Source organism: Bremerella sp. TYQ1, assembly GCF_020150455.1.
GTDB classification, from domain to species: domain Bacteria; phylum Planctomycetota; class Planctomycetia; order Pirellulales; family Pirellulaceae; genus Bremerella; species Bremerella volcania_A.
Window position 1 is genome coordinate 2297841 of record NZ_CP083740.1, and the last position, 19276, is coordinate 2317116.

At 53.0% G+C, this 19276-nt stretch carries 18 protein-coding genes and 1 tRNA gene; 12 read left to right on the forward strand and 7 right to left on the reverse strand.

From position 1 onward, the window contains the following. The first annotated feature begins 22 nt into the window (after positions 1–22). The 3 genes from ruvA to LA756_RS08790 are packed head-to-tail and all read left to right on the forward strand — an operon-like array spanning position 23 to position 2832. Complete coding sequence (gene ruvA, locus LA756_RS08780; protein WP_224439497.1) at positions 23–652, forward strand: Holliday junction branch migration protein RuvA; 630 nt, start codon at positions 23–25, stop codon at positions 650–652. A 43-nt stretch (positions 653–695) separates the two neighbouring features. Then, on the forward strand, positions 696–1829 hold the full coding sequence (locus LA756_RS08785; RefSeq protein WP_224439498.1) for a zinc ribbon domain-containing protein: 1134 nt from the start codon (positions 696–698) through the stop codon (positions 1827–1829). 10 nt (positions 1830–1839) lie between these two features. Continuing rightward, positions 1840–2832 (forward strand): zinc ribbon domain-containing protein, encoded by a 993-nt coding sequence (locus LA756_RS08790; RefSeq protein ID WP_224439499.1) that lies wholly within the window; start codon positions 1840–1842, stop codon positions 2830–2832. 11 nt (positions 2833–2843) lie between these two features. Here LA756_RS08790 and LA756_RS27145 read toward each other — a convergent pair whose 3' ends face one another. Together LA756_RS27145 and LA756_RS08795 are read right to left on the reverse strand one after the other, a co-directional pair. After that, positions 2844–2969: a hypothetical protein gene (locus LA756_RS27145; RefSeq protein WP_261362096.1), complete on the reverse strand. Its 126-nt coding sequence runs from the start codon at positions 2967–2969 to the stop codon at positions 2844–2846. Positions 2970–3127: 158 nt separating this feature from the next. Then, positions 3128–3628, reverse strand: coding sequence for a TspO/MBR family protein (locus tag LA756_RS08795; protein WP_224439500.1), 501 nt, complete (start codon positions 3626–3628; stop codon positions 3128–3130). A 152-nt stretch (positions 3629–3780) separates the two neighbouring features. On the opposite strand from LA756_RS08795, the gene ruvB reads away from it, so the two are divergent. Further along, positions 3781–4797 (forward strand): Holliday junction branch migration DNA helicase RuvB, encoded by a 1017-nt coding sequence (gene ruvB / locus LA756_RS08800; RefSeq protein WP_224439501.1) that lies wholly within the window; start codon positions 3781–3783, stop codon positions 4795–4797. A 3-nt stretch (positions 4798–4800) separates the two neighbouring features. Here ruvB and LA756_RS08805 read toward each other — a convergent pair whose 3' ends face one another. After that, positions 4801–5967, reverse strand: coding sequence for a hypothetical protein (locus tag LA756_RS08805; protein ID WP_224439502.1), 1167 nt, complete (start codon positions 5965–5967; stop codon positions 4801–4803). 208 nt (positions 5968–6175) lie between these two features. On the opposite strand from LA756_RS08805, the gene LA756_RS08810 reads away from it, so the two are divergent. From LA756_RS08810 to LA756_RS08830, 5 genes are all read left to right on the forward strand, one after another. Beyond that, on the forward strand, positions 6176–6889 hold the full coding sequence (locus LA756_RS08810; protein WP_224439503.1) for a ZIP family metal transporter: 714 nt from the start codon (positions 6176–6178) through the stop codon (positions 6887–6889). A gap of 294 nt (positions 6890–7183) precedes the next feature. Further along, positions 7184–7259 (forward strand) — tRNA-Gln (locus LA756_RS08815). 344 nt (positions 7260–7603) lie between these two features. Then, complete coding sequence (locus LA756_RS08820; protein ID WP_224439504.1) at positions 7604–9265, forward strand: TROVE domain-containing protein; 1662 nt, start codon at positions 7604–7606, stop codon at positions 9263–9265. A 201-nt stretch (positions 9266–9466) separates the two neighbouring features. Beyond that, the gene (locus LA756_RS08825) at positions 9467–11380 is read left to right on the forward strand and encodes a hypothetical protein (protein ID WP_224439505.1); all 1914 of its coding nucleotides are present in this window, start codon (positions 9467–9469) and stop codon (positions 11378–11380) included. A gap of 161 nt (positions 11381–11541) precedes the next feature. Next, complete coding sequence (locus tag LA756_RS08830; RefSeq protein ID WP_224439506.1) at positions 11542–12759, forward strand: dipeptidase; 1218 nt, start codon at positions 11542–11544, stop codon at positions 12757–12759. Here the strand turns inward: LA756_RS08830 and LA756_RS08835 are convergent. Next, complete coding sequence (locus tag LA756_RS08835) at positions 12756–14090, reverse strand: sulfatase-like hydrolase/transferase (protein ID WP_224439507.1); 1335 nt, start codon at positions 14088–14090, stop codon at positions 12756–12758. The two genes, LA756_RS08830 and LA756_RS08835, sit on opposite strands and share 4 nt — an antisense overlap. 108 nt (positions 14091–14198) lie before the next feature. Next, positions 14199–14795: a hypothetical protein gene (locus LA756_RS08840; protein ID WP_224439508.1), complete on the reverse strand. Its 597-nt coding sequence runs from the start codon at positions 14793–14795 to the stop codon at positions 14199–14201. Positions 14796–15122: 327 nt separating this feature from the next. On the opposite strand from LA756_RS08840, the gene LA756_RS08845 reads away from it, so the two are divergent. The 3 genes from LA756_RS08845 (at position 15123) to LA756_RS08855 (ending at position 17967) form a co-directional block, all read left to right on the forward strand. After that, complete coding sequence (locus tag LA756_RS08845) at positions 15123–15533, forward strand: hypothetical protein (RefSeq protein ID WP_224439509.1); 411 nt, start codon at positions 15123–15125, stop codon at positions 15531–15533. Positions 15534–15862: 329 nt separating this feature from the next. Continuing rightward, on the forward strand, positions 15863–17581 hold the full coding sequence (locus LA756_RS08850; protein ID WP_224439510.1) for a sodium-dependent bicarbonate transport family permease: 1719 nt from the start codon (positions 15863–15865) through the stop codon (positions 17579–17581). A 56-nt stretch (positions 17582–17637) separates the two neighbouring features. Further along, a complete protein-coding gene (locus LA756_RS08855) occupies positions 17638–17967 on the forward strand; it encodes a hypothetical protein (protein ID WP_224439511.1) in 330 nt (109 codons plus the stop codon). Between the two features lie 100 nt (positions 17968–18067). On the opposite strand, the gene LA756_RS08860 is transcribed toward LA756_RS08855, so the two are convergent. Next, complete coding sequence (locus LA756_RS08860) at positions 18068–18661, reverse strand: HdeD family acid-resistance protein (RefSeq protein ID WP_224439512.1); 594 nt, start codon at positions 18659–18661, stop codon at positions 18068–18070. A 218-nt stretch (positions 18662–18879) separates the two neighbouring features. Continuing rightward, positions 18880–19242 carry a c-type cytochrome domain-containing protein gene (locus LA756_RS08865; RefSeq protein ID WP_224439513.1) on the reverse strand — a complete coding sequence of 121 codons (363 nt, stop codon included), beginning with the start codon at positions 19240–19242 and terminating at the stop codon, positions 18880–18882. Between the last annotated feature and the right edge of the window lie 34 nt (positions 19243–19276).

Below are 19276 nucleotides of genomic sequence, written 5' to 3' on the forward strand. Positions count from 1 at the left end.
TACCTCGAAACGGAATTCACCTTTGATTACCAAAATTACCGGCAAGCTTGTGTCCGTCGACGTTACCAGCGTTACGATCGCCGCTGAGCCGTTTGAGTACGAAGTATTAGTCCCAGAATTTGTTCGTCGCCAGGTCCAGTCGCAGATCGGCCAGAAAGTTTCTTTCCATACGATTAACTATCTCGACGGCGACCCTTCTCGCGGTCGCATGAGCCCTCGTTTGGTGGGGTTCTCGAATCATATCGAAAGGGAGTTTTTCGAGCTCTTTTGCTCCGTCGATGGGGTCGGTGTTAAAAAAGCTTTGCGAGCAATGGTCCGCCCGGTCCAAGAAGTTGCCAATCAGATCGAACAACAGGACGCCAAAGGTTTGTCCGCGCTTCCAGGTATTGGACCAGCGACGGCAGATCGGATTGTGGCGAAACTGCGCCGCAAGGTTCCAAAGTTTGCCCTGCTGATCTCAGGCGCTGATGGCGAAAGCCCGGACGTTTCGCGAGATGTTGTCACCGAAACATTCGAAGTACTGTTGCAGTTGGGCCACTCTGAAACCCAAGCTCGAAAATTGCTGGATGCGGCCGTTGCCGAGAAAAAGAACTACAAGGACGTGGATTCCTTGGTCCAAGCAGTGTACAAAATTGCTCATCAAGAAGGATAATTGGCCTGTCCTTCGCCATTAACTCCTCATCACTCCGCCTACCATGCAGGACATCGTCGAAAACGAAGAACCTTTGGTTGCCGCCGAATCGGTCGCGGACGATGGGTTAGTAGCTGCGGAGATTCCTCAACCGCATGGCGAGCCTTGTCCCGCTTGCGGTTGTCCAGTCGAACCGAACGACAAGTTTTGCCCTGCATGCGGAACGCCTCACGAGGTACAAGTTCCTGCCAAAAGCTCGACCGGCACAGCGGCTACCATCAAGAAGTACTTTCACTGCGAAACTTGTGGTGCCAATGTTTCTATCGATCCACAAGAGCTGAGCTACGTTTGTCCATTTTGCGATTCGACCTATGTCGTCGAATACTCGCCCGAAGTCAGCGGAAGACAACTCCCTGAGTTCGTGATTCCGTTTCGCGTGACGCCTGAGATGGCAATGAAGAAGTTTCGCGCGTGGATCAAAGGCAACGACTGGTATCGCCCCGGCGACTTGCACTTGGCAGAGATCGAAGACAAGCTACGCGGTGTTTACTTGCCGTTTTGGAGCTTCTCGATGTTGGCCGAAAGCCATTGGCGTGCCTCCATCGGCGAGTATTGGTACAAGACCGAGTCTTACACCACCATGGAAAATGGCAAGATGGTTCGTAAGACGCGCCGTGTTCAAAAAACCGAATGGTGGCCCCTCAGCGGTCGACATCATAAGTACTACAGCGGCTACATGATTTCGGCCAGCAAAGGTCTCACGCAAGCCGATGCTGATCGTATCAAGCCATTCTCTCCTCTCGCCGCCAAACGGTACGAACCTTATTTCCTCGCCGGCTGGGCGGCTGAAGAATATCAGATGGAAATCGCAGACGCTCAGAAAGTTTGCTACGAGGAATTCTACCGCCGCGAGCAATCAAACATCCGACAATTTTTGCCAGGCGACACAAGTCGTAGCTTAGTGGTCCAAACCGAGTTTTCCTACGAAAACTCTGACTTGTATCTGCTTCCAATTTATGTCCTTACCTATCGGTACAAAGATCAAGTCTTCCGTTTTCTCGTGAACGGCCAAACCGGACTGATCAACGGCGATAAACCTGTATCTTGGAAAAGGATTTGGGCGGCCGTCGGTGGTGGTGTCGGTCTGTTGATTCTTTTCATTCTGATCGTGCTTCTCTTGTCCGCAGTCTTGAACTAGTGAACCTTCGATGAGCGACCTCCTGGAAAAATGCACCGTCTGTGGTGGCCTGATAGACGAGGAAGATCTCTTCTGCGGCAACTGCGGTACGGAAGCTCCACATCGCGAAGACGCACACCTTCCAAGCTCGACGTTGGCGAAACACAGCTTCAGCTGCAGTGGCTGTGGTGCAGCAATGAGTTATTCCGCAGAGGCCGAAGCACTTCGTTGTCCATTCTGCGGCTCGACCAATTTGGAAAAGGGGAAAGATCACAAAGTAATCGCCCCTACCAAGGTGATCCCTTTTCGCATTACTGAAGAAGAAGCTAAGAAAGAAATGCGGGAAGCGATTGGACAGGGCTTCTGGCGGCCGCCGGATCTTTCGCAAAAGGCAGTCATCAAGAATATGGTGCCTGTTTACGTTCCGTACTGGGTCTTTTCTGCTGACGTCGTGACTTTCTGGACGGCAGATACAAGTCAAACTCCATCTGGTGCTAGTGGAGACTGGTATCCGCTTTCGGGAGAGCATCGCGCTCGGTATGAAGGGGTGCTCGTCGGCGCCAGTGGGGCGTTAACGCCCAATGAAACTTCCAAGCTTTGTCCATTCGACATGAGCCAAGCAGTGCCGCCCGACCACGACGAGCTTGAGGACTACACGGTCGAACAATTCAACGTCGCGCGAAAATATGCACGTCCGATGGCTAAGTCAGGTTTAGAATCGCTAGAGAGAAACGCCGTCGATATGAAGTTCGTACCGCCCCGAAGCCGCAACGTTCAGGTCAATCTTCGGATTCAGAATATGGCAAGCGATCCCATGCTTCTGCCGATCTGGATCATGGCGTATCAGTACAAAGACGAAGTCTATCGTTTTCTCGTCAATGGTCAGAATGGTCGATCGACCGGGCACGGTCCCACGTCCTATCACCGACTCTACATGGTGATGGGAACGGTTCTAGCGGTCGGATTGGGTATCGCCATCATTGCCGTTTTATGTGGCGGACTTGGCACCGTGCTCGGACGCTGACTTCGGATTTGCTACTCGTACTCGTCGACCACTTCGTCGTACAGCATGCCTTCGAGCACAACTTCCGCTTCGCATTTATCCATGTGAAGTTGGTCCGATACATCATTAACCATGTCATGAATCACGATTTCAGTCATTGTCAGGGTTCCTTTGCATTGAAGGAGGATGGGGTTAAGGTGATCCATCCAATTGCAAAGAGGGTGCCAATGGTCCCACACCCAACAAAATTTCCTTTTTCGTGTTCAATGGTGGTCTGACGACAGGCAATTCGATTTTAGCGCGGCCAAGATCGCTTCTAATTCATGGCTGCAATTGTGAAATTCAAAAGGGAAGCGAACGACACCCAAGCGAGATACGGCACCAGCAATATCGCTGCCCAGCGGCTGTACTTCCAGAAGAGAACTATCGTCGCCACAATAGCCCCCCACAACAAAACGATATCCACGGCCGCCGCTTCGGGGTTCTCCAGCCCGAAGAACAGGATCGACCAAGCCGTATTAAGTGCCAACTGAACGCAAAATAGGCCAAGAGCAATCGGGGCATGTTTCCAAGTAGCGGTTCGCCAGACTAGCCACGCCGAAATTGCCATCATCAAGTAAAGCGTCGACCAGACTGGCCCAAAGATCCAATTCGGTGGATTAAACGATGGCTTATTCAGTTCGGCATACCAAGATGCGATTTGTGGTGTGGTAAATGCCGAACCAATTCCCGCGGCAGCGAAGCACAGGACAAACCACCCGAGGAAACCGGCAATCTGCTTCCAAAGTGGGGTACTAGGCATTGAATCGGTCTGCATGATGAGACTCCAGGGGGCTTGATTCCGAACTTTTCGACCTCCTCTCCTATTTGTTATAGTGGAGGCCAATAGTCAACACTTGTTCAGTTACCACTTCGAACAAACGTCGCGTGTGTCGAGCGGCGCCGTTTTCAGGGACAAAGGTTTTCAGGATGGGCAGGGAAGCAATTTTACAAGGCGAAGAGGGCCCTCATGAAGAAGACAAGAGCCTTCGTCCCCAGTCCATCTCGGAAATGGTCGGCCAACTGGAGGTTCGTGAACGCTTGAAAGTGGTCGTCGATGCGGCCGTCAAACGGGACGAACCGCTAGGGCACATCCTTTTCGATGGTCCACCTGGCCTGGGAAAAACAACGTTTGCAACTTGTATTCCCAAAGACCTGGGAGTCAACTTCCAGCTAACCTCTGGTCCAGCATTGCAGGCCCCGAAGGATCTCGTTCCTTATCTCACCAACGCCGACGAGAAATCGATTCTATTTATCGACGAAATCCATCGCCTTCCCAAAGCGGTCGAGGAGTATCTTTACACGGCGATGGAAGATTTCCGAATCGATATCGTCCTCGGGGAAGGAACCAACGCCAGAACGATCAATCTGCAAGTCAAGCCATTTACACTCATTGGTGCAACCACTCGCAGCGGAATGCTAACCGCTCCCCTGCGCGACCGTTTTCCGCTACGCGAACATCTCGACTTCTACACGTACGACGAACTAGCCGAGATCATTCGTCGCAATGCTCGCAAGTTAGACGTAACCATTGACGATGACGCCGCCATGGAGATTTCACGGCGAAGCCGTGGCACGCCGCGCGTGGCCAATAATCGACTGCGGTGGATTCGTGACTACGTTACCAGCAAAGCAGACGGACATATCACGCATCAATTAGCGTTAGATGCGATGGGTATGCAAGAGATCGATAAGCTGGGGCTCGATAATCAAGATCGAAAATATCTAAGCACGATCGTGCGCGTATTCGCCGGTGGACCAGCTGGGCTTGAAGCAATCGCACACACAATGAATGCGGCGCCAGAAACACTGGCGGATGAAGTTGAGCCGTACCTGTTGCGGACAGAATTATTGGTACGTACGCCGCGAGGCCGGATGGTCACGACCAAAGCGGTCGAACACATCCAAAGCCTGTTGGCAAGTAAGGGTAAATCTTTACTGGAGTAGCGATTACTGAGTGGCAGCGCCAATTTCAAATCGCAGACGAGCAGCAGCAGGGCACTTCTTTTCTGGGAAATCGTTCTCTCGAACCACAAACACATCGCCACCGTTCTTTAGAGTCTGCACGGCCGCGTCGTCAAGCAAGTCATGGCTGATCTCGCATGGCTCGCCGTCGTCTTGTACATGCCCGTCTCCGTCGACATGTCCCCATAGCGATGCGTTCTCACGGATGAGAAGCGTTTCAATCGCCCCCATCTCGGAGGCCCGAAGGATCGTCTCCAAGTCGTGCGTTGCTCGATTCTGTCCGTAGGCATCATTGTAATTCGAGATCGCATCTTCTGAGGCCTTCTCGAAGTGAGGCTGAACCACCTCCCAAGCCTTTTCGTGCAGCTGCTCTGGCGTGGCGTTGTCCCAGTTGCCATTGACGCTGTCTGGCAACAAATGAGGATAGTCGATCGCCTCTTTAAAGATTGGATAGAGATATTCGACGCCCGCGAAGACGAGCGGATCGGTCCGTCCTTCCATGAACTCGCTCAGCGGTTTGTCGATGCGATGGAAGAACTGCAGAATGTTTGCTTTATGGTCGTCTTCCCCAGCCCCCTGTCCGTGATACATCGTGTCGACGTCGGAGCCAGTGGAATAACTGAAGTGTTGAATCGATGTGATGTAGTCATCGATGTTCAATGCATCTTTCAGGTTCTCCGGCATGTCATCCGGCACACGCTCATGCAACTCTTCCGAATTACCTTCAAACAAGCGAACATGCTTCTGACTCACCGCGATCAGTACAAACTGGCCGTCGCCATGCAATGCCGGCAGCAGAGGGCGGAGGTAAAATCGTTCGCCAACGTGAACTTGTTCCATCAACGTTGTATGCATCTGCTGAATCTCGATCGAATCAGGCGTGACAAACAACGCAAGTCCTGCCGTAGGATGCTTCCAAACATCGTGGTTCTCGTCGCTTCCCAGGTCTTCCAACTTCTGCAGTATCGCTGAGCGTTGCTCTTCGCTGCAAACTTCGTCGCTACTCAAAAGTGAGGATGCATCTTTGATCAAATTCTTGTAGCGGATTTCATTCTGCCGTACTTCGCGTCCCCAACGAAACATGGGCATATAAATTGACACACAAATTTCGCTTGGCTCTTCTAACAACGTTTGAATTAGTTGGGGTTCCATGGCAAATTATCTCCTGCATCCGACTCGAAGCATTGATGTGGTTGGCAAAAAGCCAAACTGATCGCGAGGCCTCCGCAGGTATCGCGATTTGCTCCTAAAGTCTTGTATCAATGGTCATTGGGACGATGTAACGCTGAAAGTGCAAAGTTTGCGCCGAGCGGCAGAAAAGTCGTCTGCTGAGTCCATCCTCCTTCTAAGAAAACATCGCATGCCTACTTGGATCACCGTAACGCTTTTAACGTTGATGGCAGGCTTATCCATGCCAATTGGTGCGTTGCTGGCCCGCTTGGAACATATCCATCCTGATTGGCTCGAAAAAGAGTTCCGTCATGCGGTGATGGCATTCGGGGGAGGGGCCTTATTCTCGGCGGTGGCGTTGGTCTTAGTTCCCGAAGGCATCAAAGAACTGCCGGCCCACTATTCGGTTTTTTGGTTTGTCCTCGGCGGCTTAATCTTTTGCGGGCTCGATGTCTTGTTGGCACGCTACCACAGTCCTACGACTCAGTTGGTTGCGATGCTCTCCGACTTTATCCCCGAAGCGATGGCTCTTGGAGCTGCGTTCGCCGTAGAGGGCAACACAGGATTGTTGTTGGCCCTGTTGATCGCGCTGCAAAACTTACCTGAGGGATTCAATGCCTACCGAGAAATGAATGAAGGGCCTGGCATTTCTGGCTTTCGAATCGTGATGGTGTTTGGCTTGCTTGCCCTCTTGGGCCCCGTAGCTGGTTTGGGCGGATTTTTCTTTCTCGCGAAGTTTCCTGCGGTTGTTGCGGCCATCAAACTTGTCGCCGGCGGAGGCATTCTGTTTCTCGTCTTTCAAGACATTGCTCCTCAAGCCCGACTTGAAAACACCTGGGCTCCAGCACTGGGCGCGGTGCTTGGTTTCGCTCTTGGCTTGCTGGGACACGAACTGCTCCCGTAGTAGCAATTTTCTTTTTGCGCCGCGAACCTGCCACAAAAGATGCCGTCTATCTTTCCAGAACGATTAATCCATGCCACGCAGGCCTTCGCCCTCTGGCATTTCCCTGTGGAGAGAACACGTGTCATCCTTGCTTAAACGACAACCGAAGCAACCATCGACCACGCTTGGTCAACCGAAGGTGAGCAAGCCGTCGGGTCCCCGTCTTGTACGGCCTCGCATTTGATGCGTCGACCTCTCTGTCTCTTGATAGAAGGCTCCTCGTCAAATGTGATGAGGAGCCTTTTTTTATTGCGTTGCGGGATATTCGCTGCTGGCATGCGATCTTCGGCTTTGAACCGAAGCGTCGTTGGTTCAATTCCAACTCCCGCAGCCTCGCCGCTTCCCTAGCGGATGCCGCGAAAGGAAAGACCGACTGCCGATTGGAGTACATGAATTACGATCCGTAGGTTACAGGTTCGAGTCCTGTCACCCCTACTTTTTTCTCCGGGGGTGTAGCTCAATGGCAGAGCAACGTAGTGCCTCTGATCAATTCCTCGTCGATCTTTCCTTTATTTCAAACATCTCAAGCACACTCTCGACTGCCGGTTGGGAGTCCATGGTTTTCAAGTTCGATTCTTGACGGCCCGACTTGCATTTTTCACGGGCCGAAGCTCTCGCCATCCCTTCGTCGAGTGTGCATTTTCATTTCCTAAACTTTGCCAAGGAGAACATTCCATGGCCAACAAGCAGCTATTTCAGTCAGGTAAGTCCAAGCAGCCTCGCGCGAACGCACGCAATGAAGCAGGCGGTCCTGCCTATGCACTTTCGCCGAAGCATGCGTTGGCCCAGCTGGCAACAACCGGCTGCTTGAACGGAACGTTCTACGCGTCGGGTCAACAACAGTTGGACCAAATCGTTAAGTTGGTCGATAAGATCAATGACGACAACTTCCTGGCAAAGCTTGCCATCTACGCGCGGCAGCGCGGAATGATGAAGGATATGCCAGCTGCCCTTTTGGTGCTGTTGTCGGTTCGCGATACCGATCTAACCCATCGTGTGTTCGATCGCGTCGTTGATAACGGCCGTATGCTACGCAATGTGTTCCAGATGGTACGTAGCGGACAATTCGGGCGAAACGGTCTGTCTTCAAGTTTGAAGCGAGCCTTCCAACGTTGGCTCAACGAAGCCTCAACTCGAAAGCTGCTTTCCGCTTCGATTGGCAATGACCCTTCGTTGCGCGATATCCTGCGTATGGCTCGTCCTAAGCCTGAAAATAACGAACGTCGTGCGCTGTATGGTTGGTTGACGGGAAAGTCGGTGGCCCAGTGGGCGCCAGCAACAATCGCTGATCTACCGGCAGAAATCCGCATGCTTCTGGCATATCGTGAAGCGAAGAAGGGCGCCGAGCAAGCGCGGATTGTCCGCGAGCTTCCAGTTCGCTGGGATCTGCTGGCAGATGCAGCTCAAGATGGACATGCCTGGAAGGCAATTGCTCAGCAAATGGGGCCACAAGCTCTGCGCATGAACCTCAACACGCTCCTGCGTCATGGAGTTCTGCGTACCGAATCAGGTAAGCCTGATGCCCACATGGTTTCTATCGTCGCCAAGCGATTGGCTGATGAGAACGAAATCAAGCGGTCCAAGCAGTTCCCCTACCAATTCCTTGCGGCCTACAAGCACGCCTCGAAGGATGTGCCACAGGCGATCAAGTCGGCGCTGCACCGCGCCGCAGAAATTGCGTGCGGTAACATTCCAAAGTTGCCTGGCCCAGTGGTGATTGGTCTCGACGTTTCCGGTTCGATGCATAGTCCAGTGACAGGATATCGTGGCCAAGGGGCAACCTCGGCTATGAAGTGTGTGGACGTTGCAGCACTTTTCGCAGCGGCTATTTTGCGGCGTAATCCTGACAGCGTTGTCATTCCTTTCGACACGACTGCATATGAAGCCAAGATCGATCCGGACGATTCGATTTTGAGCTTGTCAGATCGACTTGCCCGTTACGGAGGTGGCGGAACCGATTGTTCCAAGCCGCTGGAAGCGGCCAACGAGTGGCTGCCTCATCGGCAGTTCGCCGGTGCGATTTTGCTGAGCGATAACGAAAGCTGGATTAACAGCGGACGGCCGTATGGGTATGGACGTCGTGGCCAGACAGGGATGATGGATCAATGGCAGAAGTTTGTTTCGAATCAGATGAAGCTGCGCGGTTACGATATCGCATCGCCGAAGTTGATTTGCATCGATCTTCAGCCATACACCACCACCCAAGCTCCCGAGCGAGCCGATATCCTGAATGTGGGTGGATTCAGCGATGCCGTCTTCCAGGTAATTGCAGCATTCCTGGAAAACGACGCCGATCGCTTTGTCCAGCAAGTTGAAGCCATTAATTTGGCGGAATAAACAAATTTCAATCCCTGAACGCCTCGGCTGCCCAGCTCAGGCGTTTTTTTGTGCTAGCCGGCTATTTCCGCGACAGATTCCCCCATCATGCGCCGTAATATGGTTGTGATCACCACGTGATGAACCACAATAGAAGCGTACCCATTCCTGCCACTTTCCTTTTCCCCGCACAACATCATGAAGCTCTCTCGACGTATTTGGATGAAAATTTCCTCTGCTTTCGCATGGGGTGGCCCTGCCGCGATGGCATCTGCCGACGAAACGACGGCGTCTGAAACTGTAGATCCAGCCATGCCGTTCGGTAGTGAACACAAACGACTCGATTCGCTGGCCGTCGGTAACTGGTGGGACAAAAAAGCAAAGGGGAATAATGCTCCTCCTTCCATGATTGTTCCACGCAACGAAGTGGTCGCATTTGCGGTTTACACGCAAGACAATGGCGTCATGAAAATGACCGCTCAGTTGTACCCTTTAAAGCCTGACGAGCCGCGCGAAGCTCGCCTGGAAATCAAAAAGGATGACGAGTGGGTCGAGATCGCCAAGGAAGAAGTGTTGTTTCCTGGCTGGAGCGCCCACTTCCGTGTTGAAAATTGGGATGGCTCAAAAACGATTCCTTACCGTGTTCGACATGGTAAAGAAGCGATGTTCGAGGGAACCATCCGGAAAGACCCAATCGATAAAGACACGATTGTTGTCGCCAACATGTCGTGCAACTCGAGCCGGACAACTGGCGAGCGTCACGAGATCGTTGAAAACTTGCTTCACCAAGATCCTGATCTTTTATTCTTTGCCGGCGATCAAACCTATCGCCATACCGAGCATACCGCTGGTTGGATTGAATTCGGATTGCAATTCCGTGACGTCATCAAAGACCGTCCTACCATCTGCACCCCAGACGACCACGATGTTGGCCAGCCGAATCTTTGGGGTGAAAATGGCCGGCTTTCGACGCTGCGAGGGAATGCCGACGGCGGATTCATGTTCCCTGCCGAATATGTCAATATGGTTCAACGGCAACAGTCCTGGCACCTGCCAGATCCGCCTGATGCAGAAACAATCGAACGGGGCATCACCGTCTATTTCACCAGCATGAAAGTGGGTGGTGTCGACTTCGCAATTCTCGAAGATCGCAAGTTCAAGAGCGGTCCTGCCGGCAAGATTCCACAGATGGGTCCACGTCCTGATCATATCAACGATCCGAACTATGATCCTGCGACGATCGATCTGCCTGGCCTCGTCCTGTTGGGAGAACGTCAGCTCAAGTTCCTCAAAGAATGGGGGCAAGATTGGAGCGATGTTCAAATGAAGTGTGTTCTTTCGCAAACCGCGTTCTGCGGTGCTGTTCATATGCACGGAAGCGAAACGAGCCGCCTGTTGGCCGATCTCGACTGCAACGGCTGGCCGCAAACTGGTCGCAAGAAAGCGCTCGAAGAGATTCGTCGTGCCAAAGCGATTCACTTGTGCGGTGATCAGCACTTAGCCGTCGTTGTGAAACATGGGATCGACGACTATGGTGATGGCCCTTACGGATTCACTAGCCCAGCATTGGTCAACACTATCTATGGCCGCTGGTGGCACCCAGAAGATGAAAAGCCCGGTCCAAACCCTGTTCCCAACAGTCCGCTCCCTTGGACAGGCGACTTCAAAGATGGCTTGTCCAATAAGATCTCGATGATGGCCTACGCCAATCCGCCGAACATCAAGGACGAAAAGCAGCGAGCCGATGGCTATGGCGTCGTGCGATTCAATAAGAAGACGCAGGAAGTCACCCTCGAATGCTGGCCACGTTTCTCAGACGCCCAAAAGGGCGATGGCGAACAGTTCCCTGGTTGGCCGATCACCGTGGCAGTTGCCGACTACGACGGACGCAAGCCGGTTGGCTTTCTTCCTGAACTGAAGTTCGACGGAGAAGCTAACCCAGTGGTTCAAGTCGTCAATGAAGAGACAGGCGAGATCCTGTACACGCAGCGAGTCTCCGGTACGTCGTTCCGCCCGCCTGTTTTTGCGGAAGGTACCTATAGCGTCCATATCGGCAAAGCCCAAGCAGGGGAGATCAGCTTCACTTCCTTGGCCGCCACCGAAGATGCTGCCAGTATCGACGTTGTCTTCGCGTAATCCGGCAGAGAAACGAATCCCAGAAAAGCCTGTCGCTCAGCGGCAGGCTTTTTCTTTGCGCAGAAGGGATATTCAATTGCGCAAGGAATCGTTGTTGCAAACGGCCACACGACCTACGATGAAATCGGAAATCATTGACATGTCTTTCTGGGAGTGGTGAATTGCGTATCTTTCTTGCTGTTGTTTTCTCACTGGCTATTTCGCTCACCACCCAAGGTCAGCAACCGTTGTCGAAACCTATCGTTCTTACGGAAGAAGCCAAGCAGCTTCACAATAGCTGCCTGGTCATTGACGGCCATAACGATCTCATGTGGGAGGTTCGCAAGCAATCCAGCGGTGACTTTCAGAAGCTGGACATCGCGAAACGGCAGCCACAGATTCATACCGATATTCCCCGGCTTCGCGAAGGCAATCTTGGTGCTCAGTTCTGGTCCGTTTGGGTTCCCGTTGAAAAGGGAGACACCTCTTTTTTAACGACGCTCGAACAAATTGAACTCGTTCATAAAATGGTCGAGACCTATCCCGATACCTTCGAGCTTGCGACGACCGCAGCTGATATCGAGCGAATCAGCCAAGATGGCAAGATCGCTTCGCTGATTGGCGTTGAAGGAGGGCACTGCATCCAAGAATCGCTTAGCAACTTGAATCACTTCTACGAGCGTGGTGCACGCTACATGACGCTGACTCACTCCGATAGTTTAAGCTGGGCCGATTCAAGTACCGATGCGCCTCGTAGTGGGGGCCTGAGCCCATTCGGTCATCAAGTGATCCAACGGATGAATCAGCTTGGCATGATGGTCGACATCTCACACGTTTCTGTCGACACAATGAACGCAGCCATGGACGTGAGCAAAGCACCTGTCATTTTTTCGCATTCATCTGCTAGAGCGGTCGCGAATACTCCTCGCAACGTCCCGGACGAAATCTTGAAGCGGGTTCATGACTCCGAAGGGATCATCATGGTCAACTTTTATTCCTCCTTCGTCGTTCCCAGTTCAGCGATTCGCTACACCAAGCGTAAAGACTTGCAGCGCGAGTTGAGTGAGCGACTTGATCCAGCTCAAGTAAAAGTGCATCTTGCCAAGTGGGATCGAGAAAATCCTGTAGAGCAGGGGACCGTTCACCATCTGCTGGATCATATCGATCATCTGGCCGATGTGGCAGGCTGGCAGCACGTAGGGCTTGGCGGAGACTTTGATGGAGTCGATACGCTTCCCAAGGGCATGGAAGATGTCAGCAAGTACCCCTACATCACGCAGGGATTGCTCGACCGCGGTTACACGCACGAGCAAATCCGCGGCATCCTGGGCGGTAACCTGATTCGCGTCATGAAGCAGGTCGAACAAGTCGCCCAAGGAATGAAAAAGAGCTCCAGCTAATTCTTGAAGTCTTGCCGCCGCTGCTTTTGCTTCGGATCGGCCTTCTTCGTAACAGCCAAATGCTTCGCTAATGCATCGCGAAGCATCGAAACGCGAGCAGCATCAAAGACTGGCTGCTTTGCTTGGGCAAGATCATTCTTCTCGAGCGGATCTGACAAGACATCGAAAATGGCGCCCGTCGCGTACACTTTGTACCTTGCGTCACGCACGTGCTGCGAAGCCTTGCCACGCATGCCGTTTCGTTCGTACCAACAGAAGATGTAAGGCTTTTCGCGTGGCTTGCCTGCGAAGGTAGGCACTAAGCTAATGCCGTCAACTTCAAGCGACTTCGGTACCTCGATGCTTGCCGTTTCCAGCACCGTTGGAAATACGTCGCTAAAGTCGACCAGATCATCTACGACACTCCCGGGCTCGATCGTTCCTGGCCAGCTTGCCACAAATCCGACGTGCGTTCCGTTATCCTTGGTGCTTCCCTTACCACCTCGATACTGACGACCATGAAACGGCGTTGTAACGCTCTCGTACGTGCCGTTGTCTCCGGTCCAAATAACCAGCGTGTTGTCGCGCAGTTTTAACTCGTCAAGTTTGTCGACTACTTTCCCAACCATCTTGTCGGTGTAACGAACCATCGCGTCCCAATACTTTGGTCCTTTGAATCCACCAGGCTCGGTCTTAGCATCTCGCCACATTTCCGGGTCCCAATCGGGATGATCCGGCGTCGGTAGAAATGGCCAGTGCGGGGCAATCATTGGATAGTAAACCAGAAACGGCTTGTCACGATTCTCTTCCATGAAATCACAGACATAATCGCTGACGACGTCCGGGCCGAATTCTCCATTTTTGAAATCGACCTCTTTGCCATCGATTTCCAAGCCAGGGTTCGGGTAACGACTAGGCCGACGAGTCAATTGCCAAAGACAGTAACGGTCGAAACCAAACTTCCCCGGTCCCTCAAACCCACCTTCGAGCTGCCACTTGCCTGCGATACACGTTTGATAGCCAGCATCGCGCAGAACGTTGGCAAACGTCGTCGCCTTCGGATCGAGCAGCCCGAATCGTATATAGTTTCGATTGTTGTAAATCCCTGTCATGATCTGTACGCGAGACGGTGTACAGATCGGCTGCGAATGGGCATTTTCAAACCGCATTCCCTCCGCTGCCAAGCGATCAATATTCGGCGTGGGATAGGCCTCGCTTCCATAACATCCCAAGCATTCGTAGCCAATATCATCTGCCATGATGACAACGATATTCGGCCGCTTGGGTTGCTCCGCATGAAGAAACGTTCCAGCCAAAAGCAGCAGCGTCAGACTAGCGAGACATCGGATCATAGGTAGGCCTAACTGGTTGGAAGGGGAGGGAAGAGGTGCCCCCATTCTATCCAGCATTTGGCAGGTTTGCGAACGCTTTCGATACGCTCACTTAAGAGAAGCTTCGCGTTAGTCGATACGAATCCCGTCGCCAACCATCTTGGCAACTTCTTCCTCGCCGCGATAAACCCAAGCTTCGAGATCGTCACCATGTTCCGTTTCGATCTGTTCGCCAATTTCATTGACGCGAGATAAAGCCGCTTCGAATGTTGCCTCGATCTTGGCGTCGGCTCGGCGGAAACCCTTCGCGCTCCGGTCATCCTCATCAAACTGAGCCGTCCAAGGCTCGAAGACGATATTCACTTGGTGATTGGGAGCATCCGCATCGTATGCTTCTTTGTCGGCCTTCGTTGGGGTTCGTCCGCCGAAATCAGGCACCGGACTCCTCAGTGCGGTCCATGCCATTTGCCCGCCGCGAGAGAACCGGATCATGATCATGCCTGGCAGCCATTCCACGCACCAGTAAACATCGTTGCCGTCCAGCACGTAGCTGTATCGTGAAAGCATATGCAGGATCGCCGCAGGTCCGTTCATATACGCTTCCGGCGAAAGTGGCTGCAGTGTTTCAGCCGCTTTGCGAAGGTATTCGGCGTCGTCTTGATCCACCGGTGCCGTGTACATGGCAGGGGCTCCCCGCTTTTGTTCGACCAAGATGACATACTGCATAACAAACCCCAATTGGCGGACGAAAGAATCGACGAATCATGTATTCTAAAAGGCAAACGGTAAATTCGCGAGAGCCCGCAATTGGCAGATCGGTCGGTTGCTATCTGCCCACTACGGCACGCCTCACTCCCTCGGACGACACCACGGGCGTCGAGTTTTCCTCTGATCGAACCGAAGGAATACGTAGCCGAAAACGGTCCTTTTCCACGCAAGCGACAGATCGCGGATGACCGATCTGAAGAGAGTAAGAGCTTGCATTTCCTAAGTTGTCGATGTACGATTTGCTTCATCTTGCTTAAGAATTTGTTCCAATGGAACGCTTGGCGAATGTCCTTCCCGCGTAAATTGACGACCATCTCGAAACCGACTTCCTCGGAAGTTTACGGGACGTTTGGTCGTTGCCGCACAGGACTTCGCTCGAATCTCGCGGACAATATCACGCCGCTTCATGCGTTTCTGGTCATCTTTTACGCACTTTGGGTCGTCGGAGGGCTGCTGCAAACCGACTTTTCTCGCAGTGGTAAGCTGACCAGCCCGCACTCTCACGATAGCGGTCTTGCCGAGGTTTCGGAAACCGAAGCCGAAAGCAAAATCGACGTCGAACTTTGCACGCTGACTCCGACATGGAGTACCCCGTGCTACAAAGTCTCGGCGACTCCGGTCATTAGCGACCGACAGCCAGCCGTTTGCATTCAGTTTCATACGGTCTCTCTCCGACGCGGGCCCCCAGTCGCCTAAGCGCGCCTGGTTTCTTGCACCTTCATGCATGCCCCGTTGTCCTTAGCTTCGCGGTAACGATTGGAAATCTCTTCCAGCGATCGATGCGCCTATATTTCGCGCTAGACGTCCACGAGAACTCTAATCGTCCGCGTGACTCCTACCCACTGCAGTAACAGCCAACGTCTATTGGTCGCTTGACTTAGACACGATGGCTGTCTCCAACCCGAGTTTCGCGACACAGGTCAATTATGCGCCGAACGTTTTTGCCTGAACGATTCAGGACATCACCTTTCAGATTCTGGTTCCTTGCGACAGTTATCGCAGGAGTCTGCCTGTTCGCTCCACCAATGACAACCATCGCGTGGGGCCAACAAGACAGCAGCACATCGCTGCCGATCATCGTAGGTCAGTCGCTTCAGACCAAAGAAAACAAAGCTGACGCCGTCTCGCTAGATAAAACCAATCGCACTAAACCGGCCAAGGGGGAAGAGCTTAAGACGCGTCCCATCGGCAGTCGTATTTTCAAAGCAATCGTCGAGGTGGCCCATCCCGACGAATTCAAGCCCGGCGAAGCAGTCGACGTCTCCTTGGTGACTCTGACCGCAAATGGATCTCACACGGAAACGATCCTGAAAAAAGTGCTGATTCATTCCGTTGATAAAGTGCCAGGAACGGAAACGGAGTCGCCACCTCCGGAGGAAGCAGAGGATGCTCCTGTCGTTATCGAACATGGACACGAGCACCCCGAAGTCTTTCCAACGCGTGTGGTAAGCCTGGTCGTCAACGGCGGGCAGCTAGAGAAAATCCGTTTGGCCGAGGCCCACGGTCAGTTGCGTTTGTCGATTCATCACGACACCGCACCCTCGAGCATCTTCGGCTCGATTGCGCACAACTTCGTGGCGAACTTGTTTCAGCCACTGCTGCTGTTTTTCTTCATGGGATTTGCCATCCCGTTGTTGAAAGTCCCTTTTGAATTTCCCAAGGCTCTTTATCAGAGCCTCACGATATACCTGCTAGTCGCGATCGGCTGGCATGGTGGCGAGTTGATGGCTGAATTGCCATCATCGGAACTGGCGGTTGCCGGCGGGTTGGCCGCAGTGGGGTTCATCGTGAACGGTGTTATCGGATTGACCGCGACGTGGTTGTTGCGGACATTCACTCCGATGCGTCGGATCGATGCGGTGACCGTCGGTTCCTATTATGGATCAGACTCGGCAGGGACGTTTGTGACCTGCTTGGGTATTCTTGCGACACTGGGACTTCTGCACGACAGCTACATGCCGGTCATGCTGGCCGTCATGGAAATCCCTGGCTGTCTTGTGGGTCTGTTCCTCATCTCGAATCTGCGTCGAAGCGGCATGGACAAGCTTGGCAATATGCCAGGCGAACAAGGGTATCTCGGGGATGCGCTCGCTCCGGCCGATCCCTATGAAGAGCCTGCCGCTGTCTCGCGCGATACAGAAAGACCACAGCCGGTGGCCAAGAGCGTCGGCGCGGCAGTCGCGGCTGGCCAGAAGGGCGGGGCACTGAACTTGAAGATCCTCCATGAAGTCTTCTTCAACCCAGGTCTCTACATGCTTTTTGGCGGAATCATTGTCGGCTTTATCAGTGGTCGCCAGGCGCTAGTCGATCCCCATGTCGTTGAAGGCCCCAACAACTTGTTCCTGATGATGTTCAAAGGGGCTCTTTGCTTATTCCTGCTGGAAATGGGGATCACAGCTTGCCAGCGACTAGGCGATTTGAAGACAGCCGGCTTTGGATTCATCTTGTTTGGAGTCCTTGGTCCGGTGCTGTTCGCAACGCTGGGCATGGTCGCATTGCATGCGTACAGCATGGCTTTAGGGCATGCGTTTGAAACAGGGACTTATGCGTTGTTTGCTGTGCTATGCGGAGCAGCTTCCTATATCGCGGTGCCGGCCGTGCAGCGAATTGCCATTCCCGAAGCGAGCCCAACTTTGCCACTTGCAGCATCCTTAGGACTGACATTTACGTGGAACGTGACTCTTGGCATTCCGATCTATATCGAAATCGCCAAGGTCATCATCGAGTGGATGCCGATTGCGTAACGCCCAACGCAGTTCATCCAACTTTGTTCACGCTCAACAACTCAAGGGAACCTCAGATGATTACCACGAAAGTCGCGCGGCGCGTTACGATTGTGCTCGACGCTTCGCTAAAAGAATTGGTATTCGAGCAAGTACAAAGCCTCGGCGCTTGCTGCTTTCATTACATGGAAGTCAACGGCCAAGGGCTGCATGCGGTCACCGGCGATCCCTATAACGGGACCGGACTTCTCCGTATGGAAATCGTCACCACCGAGGCCATCGGCGCGAAGTTGCTCGATTGGATCCATGCCGCGCAATTTGCTCAGCTGAATCAATACGCGTTGTTTGCTTTCGCCGACAATGTGGAAGTAGACGAACGTGACCAGTCCATGACCAAACTAGGGTAACGCAGCCAGATTGAACGATGTCGATGTCTCGACATGCAAACAGCCGCGGTCATGCCTCGATGACTGCGGCTGTTTTGTTTTTCGGATTAACAGCGACAACCTAAGAAGCAGGGGCTGCGTCTTCGGGGCTCGAGCCTGGCTTGGCGGTTGCCGATTCGATTTTATCAACGATCTGACCGATGGTCATTGCCACGGAAATCAGCGCGATCCCCGTCATCAGCAAGTTGACCCCCACCAGGATACCGATGGCCCACATGCCGGACGCGGGCCATTGAACCCAGATCATCGCCCCCAATACCCAGGTAATGATGCCGCTAAAAAGCACGGCGATCCAACCTTGGGCAGGTCGAAAGCTGAACGAAGCGACCACTTTCCAGATGCCTTCTGCGACAAAGTAGGCCGCGAGAATCATCGTCAAGATTTCCATCCCCAGCACTGGATGAGCCAGAGTTGCGATGCCGCCCAATGCGGTCACGGTGCCCAGAATCAGGGGCAATAGCTTATGCGAAAGTCCTTCGGCTTGCAGCCCTGCAACGACTTGCGTGATACCCACGATCAGCATAATTCCGCCGACAATGTAAACCACGGCTGTTCCCGCTACGGCCGGCGAGCCGATTGCCACCAATCCCAACAGCGCCGTCAAAATTCCCATTACATAAAGCCATGTTACGCTTGGCTTCTTCTTTTCCGTCATGATGTTTCCTCCCCAATAGAAATGTGCCCAACTCCCCGATTGTACCGCCCAGAATCGAGCACGCTCAACAAAAACTTGAGGGCTTGCGCACCAAGCGCCGGTAACATCGGACCAATCGGCACAAACACTCCCTTCGACCGTAATGGGAGCCGCTCGGCAGTCAATGGCGAGCATCGCAGGAAGTCAGATTACTCGCGATGCGGAAGTCCTATCTCGATTCACTCACGAAGCACTTCCACTTCGCGTTCTCCTAGTCGTCCACCGCGAGGAGGCATTTGCGGAACGTTCGAGTAGGTCGTCGCGACGACCGTTTTCAGCAAATAACTTTTCTCAGGTTTGCCTGGCACGGCGGCAGGGCCGACGTAACCGCCCACGAGAATCTCCTTACGTCGGTTCAGCGAGAGATCTCCCTTTTGCTGTTTCTCGGTCGAATGACACCGATAACACTTTTGCCTTAAGATTGGCTCGACTTTTTCTTTAAAGAATGCGATCTCTTCGGCGGAGAACTGCGGCGATTCCTCCTCCGCCCACAAGACTGCGGGAGCCATCAACAGCAGCATTATACCAATCGAAAGTTTCATCGCTGTTGGCACCCCGTCGAACAGACAAGCGAAA

Bases quoted from the DNA above. Each gene is read 5' to 3' on its own strand.
- LA756_RS08790 (WP_224439499.1), top strand. From the start codon at position 1,840: ATGAGCGACCTCCTGGAAAAATGCACCGTCTGTGGTGGCCTGATAGAC.
- LA756_RS08840 (WP_224439508.1), bottom strand. From the start codon at position 14,795: ATGCAGTATGTCATCTTGGTCGAACAAAAGCGGGGAGCCCCTGCCATG.
- LA756_RS08810 (WP_224439503.1), top strand. From the start codon at position 6,176: ATGCCTACTTGGATCACCGTAACGCTTTTAACGTTGATGGCAGGCTTA.
- LA756_RS27145 (WP_261362096.1), bottom strand. From the start codon at position 2,969: ATGACTGAAATCGTGATTCATGACATGGTTAATGATGTATCGGACCAA.
- LA756_RS08825 (WP_224439505.1), top strand. From the start codon at position 9,467: ATGAAAATTTCCTCTGCTTTCGCATGGGGTGGCCCTGCCGCGATGGCA.
- LA756_RS08785 (WP_224439498.1), top strand. From the start codon at position 696: ATGCAGGACATCGTCGAAAACGAAGAACCTTTGGTTGCCGCCGAATCG.
- ruvB (WP_224439501.1), top strand. From the start codon at position 3,781: ATGGGCAGGGAAGCAATTTTACAAGGCGAAGAGGGCCCTCATGAAGAA.
- LA756_RS08845 (WP_224439509.1), top strand. From the start codon at position 15,123: ATGTCCTTCCCGCGTAAATTGACGACCATCTCGAAACCGACTTCCTCG.
- LA756_RS08805 (WP_224439502.1), bottom strand. From the start codon at position 5,967: ATGGAACCCCAACTAATTCAAACGTTGTTAGAAGAGCCAAGCGAAATT.
- LA756_RS08860 (WP_224439512.1), bottom strand. From the start codon at position 18,661: ATGACGGAAAAGAAGAAGCCAAGCGTAACATGGCTTTATGTAATGGGA.
- LA756_RS08865 (WP_224439513.1), bottom strand. From the start codon at position 19,242: ATGAAACTTTCGATTGGTATAATGCTGCTGTTGATGGCTCCCGCAGTC.
- LA756_RS08795 (WP_224439500.1), bottom strand. From the start codon at position 3,628: ATGCAGACCGATTCAATGCCTAGTACCCCACTTTGGAAGCAGATTGCC.
- LA756_RS08820 (WP_224439504.1), top strand. From the start codon at position 7,604: ATGGCCAACAAGCAGCTATTTCAGTCAGGTAAGTCCAAGCAGCCTCGC.
- LA756_RS08850 (WP_224439510.1), top strand. From the start codon at position 15,863: ATGACAACCATCGCGTGGGGCCAACAAGACAGCAGCACATCGCTGCCG.
- LA756_RS08855 (WP_224439511.1), top strand. From the start codon at position 17,638: ATGATTACCACGAAAGTCGCGCGGCGCGTTACGATTGTGCTCGACGCT.
- LA756_RS08835 (WP_224439507.1), bottom strand. From the start codon at position 14,090: ATGATCCGATGTCTCGCTAGTCTGACGCTGCTGCTTTTGGCTGGAACG.